Genomic DNA, 22,466 nt, shown 5'->3' with positions numbered 1-22,466 from the left:
GACCCGAGCCGGGTCATGCAGGCAGGCCTTTGTTTTGGTGCCGTCGGCGAGACTCGAACTCGCACAGCTTTCGCCACTACCCCCTCAAGATAGCGTGTCTACCAATTTCACCACGACGGCTGATTTTTGCATCTGGATGGCATGAGGAACCTTGCGGTTTTGGCTTTCCAGACAATCCAGAATTCTACTCCGGAAAAACCCTGCTTCGGCTTACGGAGCCCAATTTAGTGCAGATTATTTGGTGGGGATCTGCGCTGCACCCGAGGCGGGCACGGCAGGAGCCACAGCAGCATCCGAAGCCGACAAGGAAGGCGCACCTGCAGGCACTGCAGCAGCGGGATTTTCCAGCACGCTACCCGAACTGGCAGGACGCGCATTGCCGAAATAGGCCAGTGCCAGCGTTGCCACAAAAAACACCGCAGCCAGCACCGCCGTAGTGCGCGACAAGAAGTTGGCGCTACCGCTGGCACCAAACAGGCTTCCGGAACTGCCACTGCCAAACGCTGCGCCCATATCGGCACCCTTGCCATGCTGGATCAGGATCAGGCCAATCATCCCCAAGGCCGTCAGCATCTGCACAGCCAACACCACATTCACGATCACGTTCATTCTCTGTTCACTCCTGATTGAATAGTTTGAAGGGCAGCCTCACCGGGCGGCCGCAATGATTTGAAGGAAATCGGGCGCTTTCAGCGAGGCACCGCCAACAAGGCCGCCATCGATATCCGGCTGGGACAGCAACTGGGCGGCATTGGCCGCATTCATGCTGCCGCCGTACAGCAGGCGGATTCGATCCGCATGCTCGCTGGCCGCAGACAGCTGTGCCCGCAGCACTGCATGCACTGCCTGCGCCTGCTCAGGCGACGCCGTGCGGCCCGTGCCAATGGCCCAGACCGGTTCGTAAGCCACCACCACTTCGCTGATGCAGTGACCATTGAGGTGGATCACAGCCGCCAATTGACGCTTGACCACAACCTCGGTCTGCCCAGCTTCGCGCTCCTGAAGAGTCTCGCCCACGCAGACGATAGGCGTGATACCTGCCGCCAGTGCGCGCTGCGCTTTCTCGGCGACCACCACGTCGGTTTCACCATGGTATTGGCGGCGCTCTGAATGCCCCACGAGCGCGTACCGCACACCAAAGTCTTTCAACATGGCGGCCGACACCTCTCCGGTGTAGGCACCTGCTTCGTGCTGCGATACATCCTGGGCAGCCACCGCCACCAAAGACCCCAACGCAGCAGCCTGCACCTGCGCCAGATAGGGCGCCGGCACCGCAACGGCCACGTCACAAACCGCGTCAGCCAGCCCCGCCAAGATGCCTTTCAGCAAAGCATCGTTGGCAGCCAGACTGCCGTTCATCTTCCAGTTGCCTGCGATGAGTTTTCTCTTGTTTTTCATGATTACCACGTCAAAACAATCTTGCCAATGTGCTGATTTGACTCCATCAGCGCGTGGGCCTTAGCAGCCTCTGTCGCCGCAAATGTGCTGTGAATGACGGGCCGCACACGCCCCGCCACCAGCAGAGGCCACACATGCTCGCGCAATGCACGCGCAATCGCCCCCTTGAATGCCACAGAACGCGGACGCAAGGTGGAGCCAGTAATGGTCAGCCGGCGGCGCAGCACCAAACCCGCATTGAAGTCGCTCTTGATGCCACCCTGCACCGCAATGATGACAATGCGGCCGTCCTCAGCCAGGCACTGCACCTCGCGCGCCACGTAGTCACCTGCCACCATGTCCAGCACCACATCCACGCCTTTGCCCTGCGTAATGCGATTGGCTTCTGCCACAAAATCCTGCGTCTTGTAGTTGATGGCCTCGTGGGCCCCCAGCTGCAGGCATGCCGCACACTTTTCGTCGCTACCTGCAGTTGCAATGACCGTTGCCCCAAAGGCCCGCGCCAATTGAACAGCCGTCACACCAATACCACTGGTACCGCCTTGCACCAGCAGGCTTTCACCCGCCTGCAGATGCCCCCGGTCGAACACATTGCTCCACACGGTGAAGAACGTCTCGGGCAGTGATGCAGCCTCGACATCGCTAAAGCCATCAGGCACCGGCAGGCACTGCACCACAGGCGCCACGCACCATTGGGCATAACCACCACCCGCCACCAGCGCACAGACGCGGTCACCCACCCGGATACCCGCGTCGGCCATGGCTGCAGCATCCCCCGACTCCACCACTCCCGCGACTTCCAGCCCCGGCAGGTCAGACGTGCCGGACGGAGGGGCATAGTGCCCCATCCGCTGAAGCACATCGGGGCGATTGATACCGCTGGCAGCGACACGGATCAGCAGCTCACCGACACCCGGCTGCGGCACGGGGCGTTCACCCAGGCGCAAGACCTCGGGCCCGCCAAAGGAAGTGATCTCGACAGCACGCATATTGCGATTCATGGGACGGTTAATTTTTGAGTGATTTTGGCTACCAGCGCTTTATTTAAAAGCGCAAGCAGCTACAAAATCAATAGCAAAAATCCGATCAGCCGACGATCTGCCCTGAACCGCTGTCCGAAGGCAAGGACTGTTGCTGTTGCTGCTGATCCGCTGGCTGACGCCCCCCGTCACGACCGTGGTCGCGGCGTGGTTCGCGGTCGCCGCGCTCTGCTGGAGCAGGACGGTCGCTGCCGCCGGCAGGACGATCGGCCAGCACCTTCATCGACAGCTTGACGCGGCCCTTCTCGTCGGTTTCCATGACCTTGACCTTCACGATCTGGCCTTCGGTCAGGTAGTCACCCACGCGCTCAACGCGCTCGTGGGCAATCTGGCTGATGTGCAGCAGACCATCCTTGCCGGGCAGCAGATTGATCAGTGCGCCGAAGTCCAGGATCTTGGTCACAGGGCCTTCGTAGATCTTGCCAATTTCAACTTCGGCCGTGATCTGCTCGATGCGCTTCTTGGCCTCGTCGGCCTTGGCTGCGTCAGTGGCGGCGATGGTGATGGTGCCGTCTTCCTCGATGTTGATCTGGCAGCCGGTTTCTTCGGTCAGCGCACGGATCACCGCGCCGCCCTTGCCGATCACGTCACGGATCTTCTCGGGGTTGATCTTCATCGTGTAAAGCTTGGGCGCAAAGTTCGACACCTCGGTCTTGGCTTCACCCATGGCCTCTTGCATCTTGCCCAGGATGTGCATGCGCGCTTCCTTGGCCTGGGCCAGGGCGACCTGCATGATTTCCTTGGTGATGCCCTGGATCTTGATGTCCATCTGCAGCGCGGTAATACCGGCCGTGGTGCCCGCCACCTTGAAGTCCATGTCACCCAGATGATCTTCATCACCCAGAATGTCGGTCAACACGGCAAAACGGTTGGCATCCTTGATCAGGCCCATGGCGATACCCGCCACATGCGCCTTCATCGGAACGCCCGCGTCCATCAGCGACAGGCAGCCACCGCAGACCGATGCCATCGACGACGAGCCGTTGGATTCGGTGATTTCGGACACCACGCGCATGGTGTAGGGGAATTCTTCCTTCGTCGGTAACACGGCAATCAGAGCGCGCTTGGCCAGACGACCATGGCCGATTTCGCGGCGCTTGGTCGAACCCATGCGACCCACTTCACCGGTGGCGAAGGGAGGCATGTTGTAGTGCATCATGAAGCGGTCTTCATACTCGCCAGCCAGCGCATCAATGCGCTGAGCGTCGCGCTCGGTGCCCAGCGTGGTCACCACCAGCGCCTGGGTTTCGCCACGCGTGAAGAGCGACGAGCCATGGGCGCGAGGCAGTACGCTGCCACGGATTTCGATAGGGCGCACGGTGCGCGTGTCGCGGCCATCAATGCGGGGCTCACCAGCCAGGATCTGGCTGCGAACGATGCCGGCTTCGATATCGAACAGCATGCCTTCAACCTTGACAGCGTCAAACTCGACACCCTCAGCCTTCAAGGCTGCCATCACGGCCGCATAAGCTTCGCGGCAAGCCTGCGTGCGGGCTTGCTTGTTGCGGATCTGGTAGGCAGCGCGCAGCTTGTCGTCGGCCAGGGCCACCACCTTGGCGATCAGTGTTTCGTCCTTGGCAGGGGCTTCCCACTGCCATACGGGCTTGCCAGCATCGCGCACCAGTTCGTGGATGGCGTTGATGGCCACATTGCCTTGCTCGTGGCCAAACACCACGGCGCCGAGCATGATTTCTTCGGACAACTGCTGGGCTTCAGACTCCACCATCAGCACGGCGGCCTCGGTACCCGCCACCACCAGATCCATCTGCGAGTTCTTGCGCGCAGTCTGACCAGGGTTGAGCACGTATTCGCCGTTGATGTAGCCCACGCGTGCGGCGCCGATGGGGCCGTTGAACGGGATGCCGGAGATGGCCAGGGCTGCACTGGTAGCGATCAGGGCTGCGATGTCAGCGTCCACTTCGGGGTTCAGCGACACCGTGTGGATGACCACATGCACTTCGTTGAAGAAACCTTCGGGGAACAGCGGGCGGATCGGGCGGTCGATCAGACGGCTGGTCAGGGTTTCGTGCTCACTGGGCTTGGCTTCGCGCTTGAAGAAGCTGCCGGGGATCTTGCCTGCAGCGTAGGTCTTCTCGATGTAGTCCACCGTCAGGGGGAAGAAGTCCTGTCCTGGCTTGGCACCCTTGGATGCCACCACGGTGGCCAGCACCACGGTGTCATCAATGTTCACCAGCACAGCGCCGGACGCTTGGCGGGCGATCTCACCCGTTTCCATGATGACGGTCTTGTCACCCCATTGGAAGGTCTTGGTGACTTTGTTGAAAATGCTCATGTTCAGCTCCTGTTTTAATAGCTGGTAGCGCGCTACCAGATTGGCTTGGAGAGCAATTCAGAACACGATGCCATTCCAGGGAACCTGCACACCAACCCATGGCGGCAACTTCATTGGAATGACACAGCTTCGCTCTGTTTTGCGACTCCGAAGTAAAAAACGCCTGAGCTAGCGGACTAACCCAGGCGTTTTCGCATGCGATTGCAATTACTTGCGCAGACCCAGCTTGGCGATCAGCGCGGTGTAACGGTCAGCGTCCTTGGCCTTCAGGTAGTCCAGCAGCTTGCGACGACGGCTCACCATGCGCAGCAGGCCACGGCGACCATGGTGGTCCTTGGCATGCGTCTTGAAGTGGGGGGTCAGTTCGTTGATGCGGGCGGTCAGCAGGGCCACCTGCACTTCTGGGCTACCAGTGTCATTGGCAGCACGGGCGTTAGCCTTGACGACTTCGGCCTTGATGGAGGATGCGATCATTGTTTTTCCTTGATAAGGCCCGCAAAGGAAGCTGGGCCGTGGTTTTTACTTGCGCCAGCGGCTGGAACGGCTGCAGGCGTGCGTCTTGCACCATGCAAAACCTCGTGATTATAGCCTTGGCAAGAATTTAACCTTGCCAAGCACCATGCGATCTAGAACACTCGCGCTAAACCGCACCTCCGATCCACACTGAAAGCCTCCCATGACACAAGCCAACGCGACATCGGCGCGCAGACTCGCAAGCCTTTCACCCCGAAGTGTGTTTCCCACACTTTCCACCGTCGCATTCGCATTGTTCTTGCTGACCAGCTCAGAAGTCACACTTGCGAAAGGCACCTCCGACAGCAAAACGGCCTCAGCGAGCAATCCTGCAAAAAAGAAAGGCGTGAGCAAAGTGACCTACCAACGAAGCACCTCCGAAGAAACACGCGCCGAACGTGATCGAAGGATGTATCGAGAGTGCAAAGGTTTGCACAATGCTGGGGCGTGCAGAGGCTACACGCGATAGTCACAAACCACAGGGCGTGGCCCTGGGCGAGCCGCTCATCACCACGCGGGCGCCACTCATCAAGCACACACACGCAGCGTCAGAACTATCCAAATAGCATTCGCCCATGCAGAACATGCACTCTCTATCTCGCTTACGGCGGAGTGTCCGCAACCCGAGCACCCCACGGGCACCCCATGGGTTCACCGTCATTGAGCTGATGGTGGTCGTTTCCATCTTGGCCCTTCTCGCGGCGCTGGCCCTCCCCAGTTTCACACCGCTGATAGAGCGCTGGCGCGTGCAGCAGGCGGTGAAGGGGCTTGAATCCACCCTTTACTACGCACGCGCAGAAGCCATCAAACGGGGCGGCACCGTCACGGTCCGCAAGCACCCCACTGGCACCGGTGGCTGCCTGCTCGCTCCTGGCAACGCAAATTGGGATTGCGGCTGGTTTGTTTTTACCGACACCAACAGCAATGGAACATTAGACGCAGGTGAAGAAGTTTTGCAAAGCTTCCCTACCCCACCGAACATTGACGTGACGCGCGTCGGCGGTGCTGCAAGCATCGAATTTGACCGCTGGGGCCGGGTGTCAGGCCCATTTGTCGGTTTCAGCCTGGTCCCTCACGATAAAAACATCTCTGACTTGGCAGCTCGCGGCCTGTGCATGAGCTCCGGGGGACGCATCAGAACCATTAAATCCGAAGATATGCCATGCACGTCCGGCTAAAGACTATGCAGCACACTGCTCATCCTAATCAGCGGGGCATCACGCTGATCGAATCCCTGGTCGCCATCGTTGTTGCCGCATTGGGCATTCTGGGCGTTCTGGGTGTACAGATGCGTACCCTTAGTGACACCCAAACCAGCGTGCACCGTGCACAGGCCATTCGCCTGATTGAAGATCTGAGCGAGCGCATGAAGACCCACCCCAATGCCTTGGTGAGCATTGACAGCTACACCGTTGGCTGGCGCCCTGGCCCAGCCCCAACCCCTCAGGCTTCCAAACTCTGCGAAGGCGCCACCAATTGCACCCATGCAGAGTTTGCCGCTTATGACCTGCGCGAATGGAAACGCACTCTTGAGCGCACTCTTCCTTTGGGAGACGCCAGCGTCTTTTTTGCTCCGGCCGAAACGACCGCCGGTAGCCGCCGCCAGTTGGGCGTGATGATCCGCTGGCGTGAGAACGAGCGCAGTACCGACAACTCTTACCTCGCAGATTTGCTGACAACGGCAACCAACCTGGGTGGAGATGCTGGGATGCCGACCTGCAACATCAGCCCCACATCCACCCCCAGGTACACCTGCCACCTCCAATACATCCCTGTCAGCAGTCGCTGTGCTCCTTACTTTGCCGATGTCACCGTGCAGTACTTCTGCCCAGGCCCCAAATCCTGACAACGTTTGACTTCACCCGCTCCTCTCTTTTTATCAGGCAAGCTCGGCATGAAATATTCCACTTCGAGGCCAAACACACAGCGTGGCGTGACGCTGCTCGAACTGCTGGTCGGCATCACGATTGGCCTGCTCACGATCGCCGTGGCGATGGGCGCGCTTATGGTGTCACGCGGCGTTACAGGCAGCGTGAGTGATGTCAGCGACCTGCAGCAGCAAGCCTCGTACGCCTTCCGCGTGATTGGCTCGCAATTGAGACAGTCAGGCTCCATCAAACTCAAAATGTCGGCGACCAAGTTGGAAACTGACACCACCCCCCCTTTGGTTGCAGAACCAGTGGCATTTGAAACCGACTTTACCGACGGGACCAACACATTCACCTTGGCAACCGATACCCTGAGTGGGCTGGACTCCCCTGGGGCCAGCGAATACAAGCTCACCACCGGTTACCGCAACTACACAGAGACTGTATATCTCGCCAAAGATCCAGCCAATCCGCTGGATCCAGAATCCGTGCTACGCAACTGCCTGGCAGGCAAGGGCACTCCCACACTCATCCAAAGTCAATTTGTGTTGAATGTTGCAGCCAATGAACTCCGCTGCAACGGCCCTACCGTGACCGGAAATGACATCCAGCCCATTGTCCGCAATGTCGCCAACTTCCAGGTCCGCTACCTGATGCAAACGGCAGCAGGCACAGGCAACCCCAACCTGCGCTATGTAGACGCCGCCACAGTAGGCGCTCCGGGCACCCCCGGCTGGGCCCAGGTTTTCGCGGTGGAAGTCTGTCTAGTGCTCTTTGGCAACGAAAAGCTCAGCCTACCTGCAGGCAGCACCTACACAGACTGCGATGGCGCTACGGCAGTTAATCTGACCACGCTGGCGGAGCCTCGGAACCGGCGCGTGCACATGGTGTTCCGCAACGTCTACCAACTGCGCAGCCAAGGGCTGGCAGGCTAATCCACACACTGCACTGCCATGCAACGCATGCCCCTACCTCTCTCCCTCCTCCAGCAACAGCGGCGCCAAAGCGGGGTCGCACTGTTTGTTGTGATTGTTTTTGTCATGCTCTCGATGCTGCTGGCACTGTGGGCGTCACGCACTTCGGTGTTCAACGAAATGGTGGTTGGCAACGACGCCGATTACCAGCGTGCGTTTGAAGCGGCACAGGCACTGATACAAGACGCTGAACTCGACATACGCGGCGAAAAGGCCGATGGCAGTGACTGCAGGATTCCAACCGCCACGGCCTGCCGCGGAGGCCAGTCCGCTGTTGCACAGATCCCATTAGAAGCCAAGGAAGCTGCTGCATTGTGGGCAGACTTGGAAAATATCACCACAGGCCCACGCTGCCTGAACGCTCTTTGCCTGAAACGGACAGGAAGACAGGATTTTTGGAACAACGTCAGCGACAAAACAGACCCCCTTGTCGATTTCACGCTGGCTGAAATGGCGGTCGACACCGTTGGTGCGCGCTACGGTCAATACAGCGGCGCACAGTTAAGTAGCGACGAAAATGAGCCCAAAGGCAATCCCATTTTGCGAGATCGTTCCGCAAACAACCGGGGCGGGTGGTACTGGATCGAGATATTGCCCTACGACCCGAACGCAGACAAATCAGCGTTGATTGCAGGCGGCGCCAATCACTTGCCGCTGAATATGAAACCCAACGTCGTATACCGCATTACCGCTATTGCGTATGGGCGCAAGGTAAGACGCATAGCAGGTGTGGACGTGCCGATTACCCAAGCGGTGCTGCAACAAACCTACGCCCGCCAGAAGCTCAAAGACTGATTTTTATTCAAAAATGATAGCTTTTGCCGCTTTATATACAAGCATCAAAAGTCAATTCATCCCCTATTCGAACAGGAGCACACCATGCCCCACGCCATTCGTAACCGCACACATTTTAAAAAATCCCTGATTGCCATGGCCGTCGGTGCAGCACTGGCACCGCACGCTAGCTGGGCGCTGGATTTTGCGCAGTCGCCACCCGGCACCGTAGAGCCCTATGTGGCACCCAATGTAATTATTTCCGTCGACGATTCGGGGAGTATGGATTTTCGGCTTGATCAGGAAAATGCAACAGGCGCAACAAACAATACCGTGCCGACCGTAGCAGCCCCCACCGCAGACGATCCGAATAGGAAAATTTGGCGCACGACAGACCGACGCATGAACGTATTGAAATATGCGCTCAAAGAGGTCTTCAACGACACCTCCCTATTACCTGAGGGAAAAATTCGCTTGGCGTGGCAGGCGATGAACGCAAACAATGGCACGCCAGGAACACTTAATACCGGGACGACAGCACAGTCCAACACCAACTCCATGAAGGTGCTAGATACCGCCCATCGGAGTAATTTTCTCAGTTTTGTGAACAACCTGAAGCCTGGAAGTAGCACGCCATCTCACAGAATGTTCAAGAACGCTGACGAATATATGAGGCTTGGGCTGCATCAGAACGGCCCCTGGGCCTCAAAGCCAGGAACAACTGGAGCCCCCTACCTTGGCTGCCGTCGCAATTACCACCTTTTTATGACCGATGGCCGATGGAACGGCGGCGTATCCGGGGGATCCCAAGATAGCCGTAACGTCAACAAGACCCTGCCTGATGGCACGGTTTACGGCAGCACCAGCGCAGCGGCTAGACCACCTAACCAGCTCTATCACGACACGTTTAGCGACACCTTGGCCGATTGGGCGTTTAAGAGTTGGGCAGACCGCCTTCAACCAGCGGCTAGCCTCACAGGCTCTGTAACCCCCATCGCTGAATACGACCAAGCCCCTGCGACGGAAACAATCGGCGGTGTGGCCCTGCCTAAATACTGGAATCCAAAGTACAACCCTGCCAGTTGGGCTCACATGGTGTCTTACACCATTGGCTTTAGTTCCATGGCATACACATGGCCAGGCGCTCCAACCATCACGCGCCCTACAGCAATGGTCCCCTTTGGGTATGACGGCAGCTTTCCTAATTTGGTGAATGGCACACAAACGTGGCCTCAATTGGACAACGAGAACAAGCGTTCATTGGACTTGTGGCACGCTGCACTCAACGGGCGCGGTAGATTCTTTGCGGTGGAGCAGGGTGAAGACCTGGAAAAAGCCTTCCGCATGATCATCCAGCAGATCAATACCCAGAACGAGCCCGACCGGGGGTCTACCGCCACAAGCGGAAGCAATGCCTCACGCAACGATGTGGGCAAGTATGTAGCCAACTATGTACCCAAGGAAGGCTGGAGAGGCTGGGTTGAAGCAGAGACCGTCAAGACGGATGGCACCACGGTGCCTGCTGCAGGCTGGGCAGGAAAAACAACCGCTGACTTGCTTGATGCAGGAGGTTTCAATGTAAGTGCGCGGCTGATTTTGACTTGGAATGACAAGAACCAGCATGGAACCCCTTTCAAATGGACAACTGACGAGACCAATCTCAGCACCGCGCAAAAGAACTTTCTCAATTTGAAGAGCGATGGCACGAGCGATGCCCTGGGTCAGGATCGATTGAACTACGTGCGTGGGGACCGTACCAAAGAAGGCACAGAAAGCCCGCCCGATTATCCTGCCGCAAAACCCTTCCGTGAAAGAAAGTCTCGCCAAGGCAGCATTGTGAATTCCGAGGTGTGGTACGTCGGCGCACCCTCCAGTAACTACGTGTGGAAAGGCTACGCCGCATTTACCCGATCGAATAAAAATCGCCTGCCCATGATCTATGTGGGTGGAAACGATGGCATGCTGCATGGTTTTTCCGCCAATGATGGCACAGAGAAGCTGGCCTACGTGCCACGGGGCGTCATTCCAGCGGTGGGCCGTTTGACCGATCCGGCTTTTAACCAGAATCATCGTTATTACGTCGATGGTTCTGCCATGAGCGGTGATGTGGATGTCAATGGGGGCAAAGACCCTAGCGATCCCGATTATGGAATCTATGCTCCTGATTGGCGCACCATGCTCGTAGGCACGTTGGGCGCCGGTGGCAAAGGTTACTTTGTGCTGGACATCACGAGTCCGGGCACTACAGCGCCAGCCCCAGGCAACTTTACAGAGGGCAACGCCCAGCAACTGGTGCTGATGGACAAAACCCGACATGCCAGCGAGTCCGTGGCCACCGTGGCGGTTTGTGAAGATGCAGGGGTCACTCCCGTGGCAAACAAGGAAGCTTGCTTGGCGGCAGCCGACATGGGCCACATATTCGCCAAGCCTGTGATTGACGACACCAACCCCCAACGCACCACACAGATTGTGCGGATGAACAATAACCGCTGGGCTGCGGTGATGGGCAATGGCTACAACAGCAAGAGCGAGCGCCCTGTGCTGCTGGTGCAATATCTGGATGGCGACAAGAAACTGTTGCGACTGGTAGCGACAGGCACAACTGCAACAGGCAGCCATACCAACACGACCGACAACGGCCTCTCGGCGCCACGTCTGGTGGACATCAACAGTGATGGCCGCCCTGACGTTGTCTATGCCGGCGACCTCAAAGGCAATGTGTGGAAGTTTCTCATTGCAGACAGTGATGAGAACAACTGGGGCGTTGCACGCTGGGGCAGTTCGGCAGGTACCACCACAAACCATGCCACCAACGGGGTTCCACTTTTCACCGCCAAGGGTGGTACAGAAGGCTCCCCCAATTCGCGTACGCTGGCACAGTCCATCACCGCAGTACCTACGGTGCGCGCAAATGATCGCAAGAAGGAGATCGACATTGGCGGTGGCAAGAAGAAAACTGTGCCCGTTGGCGGCATGATGGTGGCTTTTGGGACGGGGCGTAACATTGCCACGGATGACCCCCAGAATGCGAACAAGCAAAGCTTGTACTCCGTGCTGGACAACACAAGCTACAAGCTGGTAGGAGCCAAGAAAGACCGCATCGCAGTATGTGCATCCACTTCTGACACAGCGTGTGACGAGTTAGTGAAGTCGACGGACGATCTGCCGACATCGGTGACACAGGCAAATTTGGTACAGCGCCAAATTCCGGTTACCTCGGTCTTTACACGCGATGGACACCAGTTCTGGACCATTGATGCGTCTACCACGCTGGACTGGACTACCAATAAAGGTTGGTACATGGATCTGCCTGAGACACGTGAGCGTTTGCTCAAACCCATGGAGTTTTACGACAGCAGCAATATGCTGTCCGTGTTTTCGCAAGTCCCCGCCAAGGGATCCCTGCTGGACCCCAGCGTGGAGGCCTGTGAAGCAGGTTCTGTGGACAAGGAACGTCAGTTTTTCACCCTGATCAATATCATGGACGGCAAGCGTCCCAGTGTGCAGATCATGGACACGAACGGCGACGGGAAATACAACCTGACCTCCGACATGGGGGCTTCGCGTGTGTCGATTACCGCAGGCTCTCAAACAATGATTCAACGCGGGAGCATCATCCGTCTCACAGGCAAAAAGGCGGACGGTACCGACGACAACCTGGACAACCAAACGTTCCCAGAGCAAAGCATGCGCCCCAGCTGGCGGCAACTGCGTTAAGCTCAATCTCAATCAAGAGCAGTTTTTTATGAAACATCATCATCGGGGATTTACGCTCATCGAGATCATGATCGTGGTGGCCATCACTGGCATCCTTGCGGCCGTCGCTATCCCGAGCTACGCCGAATACATCCGGCGCGGACACCGCGCCGATGCAAGGGCAGGGCTGCTGCAGGCCCAACAGTGGCTGGAGCGCGCGTCTACGGCTACGGGCACCTACCCTACCGCGCTTCCCGCTAACCTGACGTGGGCCGCTGATCCGACCAAGCGCTACACCATCGCCATTGGTGGCCCTGCCACGACGTCGTCATTCACACTGACGGCAACACCCAAGGCTGGTACTCCCCAGGCAGGCGACAAGTGCGGCAACTACACATTAACCCACACAGGGATACGAGGTGCCAACGGGAAAATCCAAACCGACGCTGGCTTCGACGCCACTTGCTGGAACAAGTAACCGCTGAGCTACCATCCTGGGCGCCATGATTCATAAAGCGCCCCCCCACATCCACCAAGCGCTTGGGCTCGCCACCCAAGCGCTTTTTGTTTCCAACCCCAACCCTCGTGTTGGCTGCGTGCTTGTCTCTCCAAGCGGCGAAGTGATAGGCCAAGGGTTCACGCAGCATGCGGGTGGGCCACACGCTGAAGTCATGGCCCTGCGCGACGCCAGCGGCAAGGGGTTCGACACGGCAGGCGCCACAGCCTATGTCACGCTGGAGCCCTGTTCCCACCACGGGCGAACCGGCCCCTGCTGCGATGCACTCATTCAAGCTGGTGTTGCCAAAGTGGTGGCCTCGTTGGCGGACCCAAACCCTTTGGTGGGCGGGCGCGGGTTTGACCGGCTGCGTGCGGCAGGGGTGGAGGTCGTGGTCGGCCCTGGGGCTGAAGAATCCCGAGAACTCAACATTGGTTTTTTCAGCCGCATGATCCGGGGTACACCCTGGGTGCGGCTGAAAGTAGCAAGCTCGCTGGATGGCACTACGGCCCTGAACAATGGCGCCAGCCAGTGGATCACGTCCCGCGCTGCGCGGGCGGATGGACACGCGTGGAGGGCCAGGGCGTGCGCTATATTGACGGGCATTGGCACAGTGCTGGATGACAACCCCCGACTAGACGTCCGCGAAGTTCCCACGCCACGCCAGCCCCATGTGGTGGTGGTGGACAGCCAGTTGCAGTTGCCGACCGACGCCAATCTGCTGATGAAAGGGCGCGATTGTTATGTCTACACAGCCTCTGACAACGAAACCAAGAAGACAGCTTTGCAAGCCTGTGGTGCTACGGTGATCCACCTGCCCAACGCGAACGGCAAGGTCGATCTTTCGGCAATGCTCCAGGACCTGGGCCAACGGGGCATCAACGAGCTGCATGTAGAGGCTGGGCACAAGCTCAATGGCTCTCTGGTCCGAGAAGGCCTGGTCGATGAGCTGTTGCTGTACCTGGCACCACGGCTTTTGGGTGCGGGACGGGGAATAGCAGACTTTGGCCCGTTGACGGCCTTGGCCGATGGGCTGGCGCTGGAATTCAAGTCCGTAGAGACCTTGGGCGCGGACTTGCGTGTTGTGGCACGGGTGCAGGGACGCGACAGTTTCTAACTCCCCCACCCCACACTCCCGGCAGGAACGGGCTTCGCCATGCGGAAGGTAAAAAATGGGTGGGGCAACGACCGAACAACAGCAGCTGGTGGGCTCTGCGGGCGCAGCCCAGTGGGAAGTGCCTGCAAAACAACGCAAGCCCCCAACCACAAGGGGCGCTCACCCGCGCAGCACAAAGATGACCCGCCACCACCACCCAGCTCAGCCCACCTCCGCAGAAGACGACAGCCTCGGCAAGGCGGCTGCGTTTTGATACTAAAAAAACTCTCACAAAGACACCAGCGCCAAACTCGCTCAAAACTTGGGCTTTGCACAAGCCAGATACCTCGCAACTTTCACTGGATGGCAGTTGCGCGCTCGCGCCGTCGTCATCGCTGCTGGGCGGCGACGACCCTCGCGGCACGGCCCATTGTCACCTCTCCTCCCCAGTCCTTTCCGCACCACACCAAAACAGTGCAAAACAACGCACCATTCTTTGGCGCGATTTTTGCTTCAACTTGGTGCAAATCTGGTAGCTAGGCTCGAAACGCACCAGAACAGATCAACCAATCGCGCGAGGACGTTATGGAAGCACTCAAACAGGGCGCTGATGCCCTGTTCATTCTTCTGGGGGCCATCATGGTGCTGGCCATGCATGCAGGGTTTGCCTTTCTGGAACTGGGCACGGTTCGCAAAAAGAACCAGGTGAATGCGCTGGTCAAGATCCTGGTGGACTTTTCGGTGTCCACCGTGGTGTATTTTGTGGTGGGCTACAGCGTGGCCTATGGCACGCATTTCTTTGTGAGCGCGGAATCGCTGGCGCAGCAAAACGGCTACGCACTGGTCAAGTTCTTCTTCCTGCTCACTTTTGCGGCTGCCATTCCGGCGATTGTGTCGGGCGGGATCGCGGAGCGGGCCAAGTTCTGGCCCCAGCTGATGGCCACGGCGGTCATTGTGGGGTTTGTCTATCCGTTCTTTGAAGGCATTGCCTGGAACCAGCACTTTGGGGTGCAGGCCTGGATCAAGGGACTGACGGGCGAAGAGTTCCACGACTTTGCGGGCTCCATCGTCGTGCATGCCATGGGCGGGTGGATCGCCCTGCCGGCCGTGATCCTGCTGGGCTCGCGCGCCAACCGCTACCGCAAGGACGGGGCCATCTCTGCCCACCCGCCTTCCAACATCCCGTTTTTGGCGCTGGGCGCCTGGGTGCTGGTGGTGGGATGGTTCGGCTTCAATGTGATGAGCGCGCAAACCGTGGACAAGCTCTCCGGCCTGGTGGCCGTGAACTCGCTGATGGCCATGGTGGGCGGCACGTTGGCGGCGTTGGTGCTGGGCAAGAACGACCCGGGCTTCGTGCACAACGGCCCGCTGGCCGGGCTGGTGGCTGTGTGCGCGGGCTCCGATCTGATGCACCCGCTGGGAGCGCTGGTGGTGGGTACCGTGGCGGGAGCAATCTTTGTGGTGATGTTCACACTCACCCAGAACCGCTGGAAGATCGATGACGTGCTCGGCGTGTGGCCGTTGCATGGCCTGTGCGGCACATGGGGCGGGCTGGCTGCAGGCATTTTTGGCAGCAAGGCGCTGGGTGGGCTCGGTGGTGTGAGCTTCTCGGCCCAGTTGATCGGCAGCACCCTGGGCGTGGCCTGGGCGCTGGTGGGCGGCCTGGTGGTGTATGGCATTCTCAAGAGCACGGTGGGCCTGCGGCTCACGCAGGAAGAGGAATTTGACGGGGCTGACCTGTCGATCCACAAGATCAGCGCCACGCCAGACCGCGAAGTGAGTTGGTAAGCCCCGTGAGACGCTGAGGAGGCCGCTGCCAGCCTGGGCAGCTACTGTGGCGGAGTTGGCGCCGCGTCTGACAAGCGCGGCCACCGCCACACGGTCACAATCGCGCCATGCTTTTATCGACCCCTGCCATTCCAGCGTTTCTGGGCAACACGGCCCGCTACGGCTGGCTGGCGCTTTTGGCCGTCATCGTCGCAGGTGCAACCAGCGGCTGCGCCGGCCTGCCCAAGGACGTGGAGCGGCCGGTGTCGAGCGCCCTGGCCTCCCCCGCAGGGACGCCCCTGGGCCAACTCGTGGAGGATCGCCGGACATCGGCAGGCGGCCGCCACCCCTCGGGGTTCCTGCTGCTCAGTGGGCCACAGGCAGCCTACAGCAGCCGCCTGGCGCTGGTGGATGCCGCGCAGAAAACACTGGACCTGCAGTACTACGCCATCCATGCCGACGCCAGCACCGAGCGCCTGCTGCTCAGTGTGGTGGCCGCAGCCCGGCGCGGCGTGCGTGTGCGGGTGCTGCTGGACGATTTTCACAGCGTGGGCCGAGATGCGCAGGTGATGCGCCTGGCCTTTGTGCCCAACATCGAGATGCGCATGTTCAACCCGCTCACCGGGGCACGGGGCTCGCCGCTGGGGCGCATGTTCAGCGCGTTGAGCGACTTTTCGCGGGTGCAGCAGCGCATGCACAACAAGCTCTTCATCGCCGACAACGCCATGGGCGTCACCGGGGGGCGCAACCTGGGGGACGCCTATTTCGGCAATGCCGACTCCGGCAATTTTGTGGACCTGGACGTGCTGGCCGCAGGGCCTGTGGTGCAGGATCTCTCCCGCAGTTTCGACAGCTATTGGAACAACGAGCGCGCCTACCCCGTGCAATCGCTGGTCACGCGGGAGGAACTGGACATTCTGCGCGAGCGCATGCGCAACTCGGATGCCGTGCAGCGCGAGCGTATCGCAGGCCAGGGTGGCGCCCTGGCACCGGACAGCCAGCCCGTGCAAGACGGCCGGCGCACCACCGCCGCCCAGCGTGCGCGCATCTGGGACTACCAGCCCATGGACCTGGCGCAAGCGCAGTTCACCTGGGCCCCGGCGGCGGTGCTGGTGGACAAGCCAGCCAAGATTCCGCCCGATGGCACCTCCCTTGCCGCGCTGCCTGAAAAGCCCCCGTCCCGGGCCACGCCCCTCGCCGTCGTGTCGCGGGGCGCTGCGCGTGCGCCAGCCAAGGCCCCCACCGAAGCCCTGACCGTTGCTGCCGGGGCCGCTGCCCCCCCCGAATCGTCAGCGTCCAATCCCGCCAACGGCATCCCATCGGCCACTGCAGCAGTGTCTACCCCCGACCCTGCAACTCTTGATGCCCAGACCGATACCGTGGTGGATGGGCTGCTGCACCTCATGGGACAGGCGCGGCGCGATCTGCTCATCATTTCGCCCTACTTCGTGCCAGGGCCCGACATGAAGCAGGCCTTTGCAGCCGCACGGGCGCGGGGCGTTCGGGTGCGGGTGCTCACCAACTCGCTGGCCTCCAACGATGCACCCATTGCCCACGCAGGCTATGCGCGCCACCGGCCCGATCTGCTGGCCATGGGCGTCGAGCTGTACGAAATGCGCAGCGAGCTCACGGGCGTGCTGCGCGGGGCACTGGGCTCCACGGGCAGCACGGGGGGGCGTGATGGGATCAGCGGTGCGGCCAGTTCTGTCGGCAGCTCACGCGCCATGCTGCACTCCAAGATTCTGATCATGGACGGCCGCCTGCTGGTGGTGGGTTCGATGAACCTGGACATCCGCTCGCAGCGGCAGAACACGGAGATCGCGCTGCTGATCCGCAGCAGCGACCTGTCACGCCGCGCCACCACGCAGATCGAAACGGCATTGCGCGAAGCCGCCTGGCATGTGCAGTTGCGCGATGGCGGCCAACTGGTGTGGCATGCCCCCGAGGGCAGCGGCCTGCCAGATGCCACCACCGAACCCGATGCCAGCGCGCCACTGCGGCTGATGCTGCAACTGCTGGGCCCGCTGGCGCCGGATCACCTGCTCTAGGGATGGCCTGCATAACTCCCTGCGGTCGGTGAGAGCGCGGTCTCGGGCGGTCCGCTGCGTTGCTTTTCTTGTCAATAGCTGGGCTATTGGCTGCAAAAAGACGCCTTGCGTCCCATCCCGATCCGCACTACCACTGACTCGCGAGGGTTATGCAGGACATCCCTAGATCACCCCTCGGCTGGCTGCAATGCATCCACCCACGCGGTGATCGCCCGCTGGTCCGTCATCGTGCGCACGTGCTGGTAGGCCACCTCAGCCTCCGGGAAGCGCCTGCGCAGCAGGTTGAGCCATTGTTTGAGCCGCCCCGCCCGCTGGCGTGGCTCCAAGTCGTCACACACCAGTTGCCAGAAGGCCGCCAGGTGCGGCAGCAGGTCGACCCAGGCCACCGTGTCCGCGCCGGGCTGCCCCGCATCCGACGCGCGGATGGCCCGGGCCAGGCCGGGGTCAGCCACGATGCCGCGCCCGAGCATCAGCGCATCGCAGCCCGACACTTCGCGGCAGCGCTGCGCGTCGGCCACGGTCCAGATCTCGCCATTGGCCACCACGGGGATGCCGACCGCAGCGCGGATGGTGGGGATGTGCTCCCAATACGCTGGGGGCCGGTAGCCGTCGGCCTTGGTGCGGGCATGCACCACCAGTTCGGCAGCGCCGCCCGCCTGCATGGCCTGCGCACATTCGCGCATCAGACCGGTGTCGTTGAAGCCCAGGCGCATCTTGGCGGACACGGGCAAATGGGAGGGCACTGCGCGGCGCACAGCGGCCACCACGGTGGCGATGCGCTCGGGCTCCTGCAGCAGCGCCGCGCCCCCGCCGTGGCGGTTGACAACCTTGGCCGGGCAACCAAAGTTCAGGTCGATCCCCTCGGGCCCCAGGGCCGCCAGGCGTGCGGCGTTCTCAGCCATGCAGACGGGATCAGAGCCCAGCAGCTGCGCACGCACCGGCACACCGGCCAGCGTGCGGCTGCCGTTGTGCAACTCCGGCACGTAGCGCAGAAACACCTTGTCCGGCAGCAGCGTGCCGGTGATGCGGATGAACTCCGAGACGCAGCGGTCCACCCCGCCCACGCGGGTCAGCACATCACGCAGCACAAAATCCAGGAGCCCCTCCATGGGGGCAAGCAGCAAGGTCATTGCGAGAAAGGTCTCCGGGCCCAGCACCCCAGCACAGGGCGCGGCCCGCACACAGCCAAAAAATGAATCAAACAGGGCCCTAGCGCTTGATGGATAAGCGCTAGTAGCTATCAAATATATAGCAAATACCGCTTTTGCAGCCATGCTACGACCAGGGGCAGCCCGCCATTGTGCGGCAACGAGGTCATCACAGCGTCATGGCGGCTTGCTGCAATCACAGCCATTCACCCGTGAATGGAGAACCCCATGCTGCTACAAAAAACCGAAAAAGCCCGCCTGGAACTCTTGCCCGGCGTCCGCACCCTGAGCCTGCGGGAGCGTTCTCTGCTGCTCCTGGTGGATGGCAAACCGCTGTCCGACTTGCAGGCCATGTACAACGGCATCGGCGCGCAGATTGTCGACAACCTCATGCGCCAGGGTTACCTGGCCGGCCCGGCCGAGCTACCGCCGCCCTCCGCCGCGCAAACCGCTGCACACAACAAGCCATCCATCCAGCGCCCGGAGCCCGGCGATGCCCTGCGCTCGCTGGCCGGCGCACGCATGTACCTGTTCGACACCTGCGAGCGTCTGTTTGTGCGGCGCGACCCCGTGCTGGCGCAGCAGTTTCGCGAGGCGCTGCGCGCCGCCAAGGACCGCGCGAGCATGCTGGACGTGGGCGAAGCCATGTTTGAAGAAGTAGCGATGACCGCGGGGGCCGAACGTGCTGCCAGCCTGCGCGAAAGGTTCGAGCAGTTGCTGCCTTTTGCGCCTTCGGCCTCCGAGCCGTTTGACTCGACCCAACCCTCAGCACTGGCTTGAGGGGCTGGGCGGATTTTCTGAAAGTGATACCGTGATCAGGCCGCAGCCAGCCGCCACAACGAAGTGACCTCCGCAGCACGGGCAGCGTGCAGGGCATCCCCCGCATCGGCCGCCTTGGCATGGTGCGGCTTCACATCGTGCCGGCCACGCACCACCAGCCCCGCATCGGCAATCCATTCGAGCAGTTGCGCGCGTGGGCGCAGACCCAGGTGTTCGGCCAAGTCCGACAGGATCAGCCAGCCCTCGCCGCCAGGCTCCAGATGGTCGGACAAACCCGCCAGAAAGCCTTTGAGCATGCGGCTGCCTTCGTCGTACACCGCGTGCTCAATGGGCGAACTGGCCCGTGCGGGCACCCACGGGGGGTTGCACACCACCAGGGGCGCGCGGCCGGGCGGAAACAGGTCGGCCTGCAGCAGCTCAACCTGTGGCATGACACCGAGGCGCTGCAGGTTCTCCCGCGCGCAGGCCAGGGCGCGCGAGTCCTGGTCGGTGGCCACCACGCGCTGCACCCCACGGCGTGCCAGCACGGCAGACAGCACCCCCGTGCCCACACCAATGTCAAAGGCCAATGTCTTGCTAGGCAGAGCCGTGTCGGCCACCAGGCCCACGTATTCGCCGCGCACGGGCGAGAACACGCCGTAGTGCGGGTGGATGCGGTTGAGCGGTGGAGCGCCAAGCGCTGGCACTTCTACACCCTTTTTGCGCCATTCGTGCGCGCCCACCAGGCCCAGCAACTCACGCAGCGTGGCCACCGAGCGCTCGCCCGTGGCCGGGCCCCAGGCCTCGGTGCAGGCCTGGCGCCAATCGGGCGCACGGCGCAGGTCAATGCTGTAGTCGCCTTCGAGCGGGATGAGCACCGACGCCAGCACCCGCGCGCGCTGCGCCTGCGCTTGGCGGTGCAGATGAAAGGCTTCGGCGGGGGTGGCGGCAGCAGCTTTTTCGGCGGCCTTGGCAGCGGACTTGCGGGGTTTGGCCGATTTGCCCGCCTTGCCGGACTTGGCATCGGCCCGGCGCATCAGCGCCTGCAGCAGCATGCGGGCGTTCTGGAAGTCGCCCTGCCACAGCAGACCCGTGCCTTCACAGGCCATGCGGTAGGCCGTGTCGGCGGCCAAGGTATCGTCGGCGGTGACAACCCGGCGCGGGGCCGGGGCACCACTCTCGGAGCGCCACTGGGCTTGTTGAATCTGGCCCTGGCGGCTCCATTCGATCATTGAGTGCCTTTGCGTGACTACGCGTTGATGGGGCGCTTCAGGCGCACTTCTTCGATCTTGACGCCCCCCACCACAGCCGTCTTGGCGGTGGAGAGTTCGCGCTTGAAGCCCGCCAGTTCGTGAAACCGGATGGCGCGCTCGTTGCGCAGCGGCACCCACGCCGTAACGTTGGTGCAACCTTCTTCCTGCAGGCCGTCGCGGGCAGCATCCCACAGAGCCAGACCCACGCCTTGGTTCCAGTGGGTAGGTGCGGCGTAGATGGCCCAGATTTCACCAGTGGTGGGGCGGGATTTTTCATCGCGCGAGCGGTCGTAGCCGACAAAACCGACGATCTTCTCGCCGTCCACGGCCACCTGGACCTGGGGCTCGCAATATTCAATGGCCTCGCGCCAGTAAGCCTGGCGCTTTTCGACCGACATGGATTTCAACTGCTCGTCTGGCACCAGCCCTTTGTAGACCTCTTGGGCTGAGACGGTATGGATCTGGGCAATGGCTTTGGCATCGCGAAGCGTGGCGGGACGAACCTGGATACTGGACATGAAAAAACCGAACGAAAACAGGGAAAGAAAAAACGAAAGGACCGGCATTGTCGCCGCAAACGGTTTTTCCCCCTGTCCGGCCCCCTCGCAAACCCTCTGTGGGGCCCTCTCAAATGCCTGTGTACATAGCATTGCGGCGCCGGTAAAGCGACTGCCGCTGCGGGCTGCGCCGCAAGCAACACCCAGCAGCGGGCGCCAAGCAGGATCTCAGGCCAGCGCCATGGAGCCCGAGAGCGAAGTCCCCGCCGCACCGGCTGCCGCCGCAGCACGCTGCACCAGCGCGCGCTTGTTACGGGGGCGCGGCACATGCACGGCAGGAGGCGCGCCGTTGATGGCCGAGAGCCCCAGCACCAGCGTGACGGTGCGCGAACACCCATCCTCGCGCTCGTCGCTCGCGTAGGCGCGGTAGCTGCCGTTGCCTTGCCCGTGGCGGCGCTGCACCGTGTGGAAAGCCACACGCACGCCGCTGACGCGGTGGCCCCCAAAAGGCAGCACGCGCAGCCGCGCATCGCAGTCCAGCGCCAGCCCCAGATTGCCATCGCGGTTGATGAGATCGGTGCGGATGGCACGCCATGTCTGCCCCTCGTCCATCGAAAACTGCCAGGTGCCTGCCTGGGCGTCCAGGTGCTCGATCACCACGCCAGCCGACGCCTGCGTGCCCGGGCAGTTATCTTCCACGATCTGGGCCAGCGTGTTGCCCCCCAGCCCCGTGCTGCCCTGCGGCGAAGCGATGGCCCCCGGTCGTCGTTCGCCGTGGTGGCGGGACACATCGGAAGCGGCTGAACCTGGGTGAAGTGCATTGGCAGTCATGGGAAACCCTTTGAA

Annotated in this window: 19 protein-coding genes and 1 tRNA gene; 10 read left to right on the top strand and 10 right to left on the bottom strand. The window is 61.1% G+C overall.

Going from position 1 to position 22,466, the window contains the following annotated elements; all coding sequences use genetic code 11:
• Positions 1-35 precede the first annotated feature (35 nt).
• From LPA35_RS23565 to rpsO, 6 genes are all read right to left on the bottom strand, one after another.
• Positions 36-120, bottom strand: a tRNA-Leu gene (locus tag LPA35_RS23565).
• A gap of 114 nt (positions 121-234) precedes the next feature.
• Entirely contained in the window at positions 235-609 is a 375-nt protein-coding gene (secG, locus tag LPA35_RS23560; protein WP_055393223.1) for a preprotein translocase subunit SecG, read from the bottom strand.
• Between the two features lie 39 nt (positions 610-648).
• Entirely contained in the window at positions 649-1,398 is a 750-nt protein-coding gene (gene tpiA / locus LPA35_RS23555) for a triose-phosphate isomerase (RefSeq protein WP_055393221.1), read from the bottom strand.
• 2 nt (positions 1,399-1,400) lie between these two features.
• A complete protein-coding gene (locus tag LPA35_RS23550; protein WP_228899718.1) occupies positions 1,401-2,387 on the bottom strand; it encodes an NAD(P)H-quinone oxidoreductase in 987 nt (328 codons plus the stop codon).
• A gap of 97 nt (positions 2,388-2,484) precedes the next feature.
• On the bottom strand, positions 2,485-4,731 hold the full coding sequence (pnp, locus tag LPA35_RS23545) for a polyribonucleotide nucleotidyltransferase (RefSeq protein WP_228899345.1): 2,247 nt from the start codon (positions 4,729-4,731) through the stop codon (positions 2,485-2,487).
• A 207-nt stretch (positions 4,732-4,938) separates the two neighbouring features.
• The gene (gene rpsO / locus LPA35_RS23540; RefSeq protein WP_005793232.1) at positions 4,939-5,205 is read right to left on the bottom strand and encodes a 30S ribosomal protein S15; all 267 of its coding nucleotides are present in this window, start codon (positions 5,203-5,205) and stop codon (positions 4,939-4,941) included.
• Positions 5,206-5,819: 614 nt separating this feature from the next.
• Here rpsO and LPA35_RS23535 point away from each other — a divergent pair.
• From LPA35_RS23535 to LPA35_RS23495, 9 genes are all read left to right on the top strand, one after another.
• On the top strand, positions 5,820-6,422 hold the full coding sequence (locus LPA35_RS23535) for a GspH/FimT family pseudopilin (protein ID WP_370641506.1): 603 nt from the start codon (positions 5,820-5,822) through the stop codon (positions 6,420-6,422).
• 5 nt (positions 6,423-6,427) lie between these two features.
• Positions 6,428-7,090, top strand: a complete 663-nt coding sequence (pilV, locus tag LPA35_RS23530; RefSeq protein ID WP_228899337.1) for a type IV pilus modification protein PilV — start codon at positions 6,428-6,430, stop codon at positions 7,088-7,090.
• 48 nt (positions 7,091-7,138) lie between these two features.
• Positions 7,139-8,047, top strand: a complete 909-nt coding sequence (locus LPA35_RS23525) for a PilW family protein (RefSeq protein ID WP_228899336.1) — start codon at positions 7,139-7,141, stop codon at positions 8,045-8,047.
• 18 nt (positions 8,048-8,065) lie between these two features.
• Positions 8,066-8,881 carry a PilX N-terminal domain-containing pilus assembly protein gene (locus tag LPA35_RS23520; RefSeq protein ID WP_228899335.1) on the top strand — a complete coding sequence of 272 codons (816 nt, stop codon included), beginning with the start codon at positions 8,066-8,068 and terminating at the stop codon, positions 8,879-8,881.
• An 84-nt stretch (positions 8,882-8,965) separates the two neighbouring features.
• Positions 8,966-12,577: a pilus assembly protein gene (locus LPA35_RS23515; RefSeq protein ID WP_228899334.1), complete on the top strand. Its 3,612-nt coding sequence runs from the start codon at positions 8,966-8,968 to the stop codon at positions 12,575-12,577.
• Positions 12,578-12,605: 28 nt separating this feature from the next.
• The gene (locus LPA35_RS23510) at positions 12,606-13,034 is read left to right on the top strand and encodes a type IV pilin protein (RefSeq protein ID WP_121505797.1); all 429 of its coding nucleotides are present in this window, start codon (positions 12,606-12,608) and stop codon (positions 13,032-13,034) included.
• A 25-nt stretch (positions 13,035-13,059) separates the two neighbouring features.
• On the top strand, positions 13,060-14,169 hold the full coding sequence (gene ribD, locus LPA35_RS23505) for a bifunctional diaminohydroxyphosphoribosylaminopyrimidine deaminase/5-amino-6-(5-phosphoribosylamino)uracil reductase RibD (protein WP_228899333.1): 1,110 nt from the start codon (positions 13,060-13,062) through the stop codon (positions 14,167-14,169).
• A 564-nt stretch (positions 14,170-14,733) separates the two neighbouring features.
• Complete coding sequence (locus LPA35_RS23500) at positions 14,734-15,936, top strand: ammonium transporter (RefSeq protein ID WP_228899332.1); 1,203 nt, start codon at positions 14,734-14,736, stop codon at positions 15,934-15,936.
• 107 nt (positions 15,937-16,043) lie between these two features.
• Positions 16,044-17,963: a phospholipase D family protein gene (locus LPA35_RS23495; protein ID WP_228899331.1), complete on the top strand. Its 1,920-nt coding sequence runs from the start codon at positions 16,044-16,046 to the stop codon at positions 17,961-17,963.
• A 167-nt stretch (positions 17,964-18,130) separates the two neighbouring features.
• Here LPA35_RS23495 and LPA35_RS23490 read toward each other — a convergent pair whose 3' ends face one another.
• Complete coding sequence (locus tag LPA35_RS23490; RefSeq protein ID WP_228899325.1) at positions 18,131-19,093, bottom strand: tRNA-dihydrouridine synthase; 963 nt, start codon at positions 19,091-19,093, stop codon at positions 18,131-18,133.
• 246 nt (positions 19,094-19,339) lie between these two features.
• Here LPA35_RS23490 and LPA35_RS23485 point away from each other — a divergent pair, with 246 nt between their 5' ends.
• Positions 19,340-19,891, top strand: a complete 552-nt coding sequence (locus LPA35_RS23485) for a hypothetical protein (RefSeq protein WP_228899323.1) — start codon at positions 19,340-19,342, stop codon at positions 19,889-19,891.
• A 35-nt stretch (positions 19,892-19,926) separates the two neighbouring features.
• On the opposite strand, the gene LPA35_RS23480 is transcribed toward LPA35_RS23485, so the two are convergent.
• The 3 genes from LPA35_RS23480 to LPA35_RS23470 form a co-directional block, all read right to left on the bottom strand.
• The gene (locus tag LPA35_RS23480) at positions 19,927-21,102 is read right to left on the bottom strand and encodes a class I SAM-dependent methyltransferase (protein WP_228899322.1); all 1,176 of its coding nucleotides are present in this window, start codon (positions 21,100-21,102) and stop codon (positions 19,927-19,929) included.
• Between the two features lie 17 nt (positions 21,103-21,119).
• On the bottom strand, positions 21,120-21,641 hold the full coding sequence (locus tag LPA35_RS23475; protein WP_055393295.1) for a GNAT family N-acetyltransferase: 522 nt from the start codon (positions 21,639-21,641) through the stop codon (positions 21,120-21,122).
• A gap of 207 nt (positions 21,642-21,848) precedes the next feature.
• Positions 21,849-22,451, bottom strand: coding sequence for a hypothetical protein (locus LPA35_RS23470; protein ID WP_228899320.1), 603 nt, complete (start codon positions 22,449-22,451; stop codon positions 21,849-21,851).
• Positions 22,452-22,466 lie beyond the last annotated feature (15 nt).

The organism is Acidovorax sp. Leaf73 (assembly GCF_916855635.1).
In the GTDB taxonomy this organism is placed as follows: Bacteria; Pseudomonadota; Gammaproteobacteria; order Burkholderiales; family Burkholderiaceae_C; genus Acidovorax; species Acidovorax facilis.
This window is presented reverse-complemented; position numbering and strand designations above follow the sequence as displayed.

Excerpts from the sequence above, each read along its gene's own strand:
- secG (WP_055393223.1), bottom strand. The coding sequence starts at position 609 with ATGAACGTGATCGTGAATGTGGTGTTGGCTGTGCAGATGCTGACGGCC.
- tpiA (WP_055393221.1), bottom strand. The coding sequence starts at position 1,398 with ATGAAAAACAAGAGAAAACTCATCGCAGGCAACTGGAAGATGAACGGC.
- LPA35_RS23550 (WP_228899718.1), bottom strand. The coding sequence starts at position 2,387 with ATGCGTGCTGTCGAGATCACTTCCTTTGGCGGGCCCGAGGTCTTGCGC.
- pnp (WP_228899345.1), bottom strand. The coding sequence starts at position 4,731 with ATGAGCATTTTCAACAAAGTCACCAAGACCTTCCAATGGGGTGACAAG.
- rpsO (WP_005793232.1), bottom strand. The coding sequence starts at position 5,205 with ATGATCGCATCCTCCATCAAGGCCGAAGTCGTCAAGGCTAACGCCCGT.
- LPA35_RS23535 (WP_370641506.1), top strand. The coding sequence starts at position 5,820 with ATGCAGAACATGCACTCTCTATCTCGCTTACGGCGGAGTGTCCGCAAC.
- pilV (WP_228899337.1), top strand. The coding sequence starts at position 6,428 with ATGCAGCACACTGCTCATCCTAATCAGCGGGGCATCACGCTGATCGAA.
- LPA35_RS23525 (WP_228899336.1), top strand. The coding sequence starts at position 7,139 with ATGAAATATTCCACTTCGAGGCCAAACACACAGCGTGGCGTGACGCTG.
- LPA35_RS23520 (WP_228899335.1), top strand. The coding sequence starts at position 8,066 with ATGCAACGCATGCCCCTACCTCTCTCCCTCCTCCAGCAACAGCGGCGC.
- LPA35_RS23515 (WP_228899334.1), top strand. The coding sequence starts at position 8,966 with ATGCCCCACGCCATTCGTAACCGCACACATTTTAAAAAATCCCTGATT.
- LPA35_RS23510 (WP_121505797.1), top strand. The coding sequence starts at position 12,606 with ATGAAACATCATCATCGGGGATTTACGCTCATCGAGATCATGATCGTG.
- ribD (WP_228899333.1), top strand. The coding sequence starts at position 13,060 with ATGATTCATAAAGCGCCCCCCCACATCCACCAAGCGCTTGGGCTCGCC.
- LPA35_RS23500 (WP_228899332.1), top strand. The coding sequence starts at position 14,734 with ATGGAAGCACTCAAACAGGGCGCTGATGCCCTGTTCATTCTTCTGGGG.
- LPA35_RS23495 (WP_228899331.1), top strand. The coding sequence starts at position 16,044 with ATGCTTTTATCGACCCCTGCCATTCCAGCGTTTCTGGGCAACACGGCC.
- LPA35_RS23490 (WP_228899325.1), bottom strand. The coding sequence starts at position 19,093 with ATGACCTTGCTGCTTGCCCCCATGGAGGGGCTCCTGGATTTTGTGCTG.
- LPA35_RS23485 (WP_228899323.1), top strand. The coding sequence starts at position 19,340 with ATGCTGCTACAAAAAACCGAAAAAGCCCGCCTGGAACTCTTGCCCGGC.
- LPA35_RS23480 (WP_228899322.1), bottom strand. The coding sequence starts at position 21,102 with ATGATCGAATGGAGCCGCCAGGGCCAGATTCAACAAGCCCAGTGGCGC.
- LPA35_RS23475 (WP_055393295.1), bottom strand. The coding sequence starts at position 21,641 with ATGTCCAGTATCCAGGTTCGTCCCGCCACGCTTCGCGATGCCAAAGCC.
- LPA35_RS23470 (WP_228899320.1), bottom strand. The coding sequence starts at position 22,451 with ATGACTGCCAATGCACTTCACCCAGGTTCAGCCGCTTCCGATGTGTCC.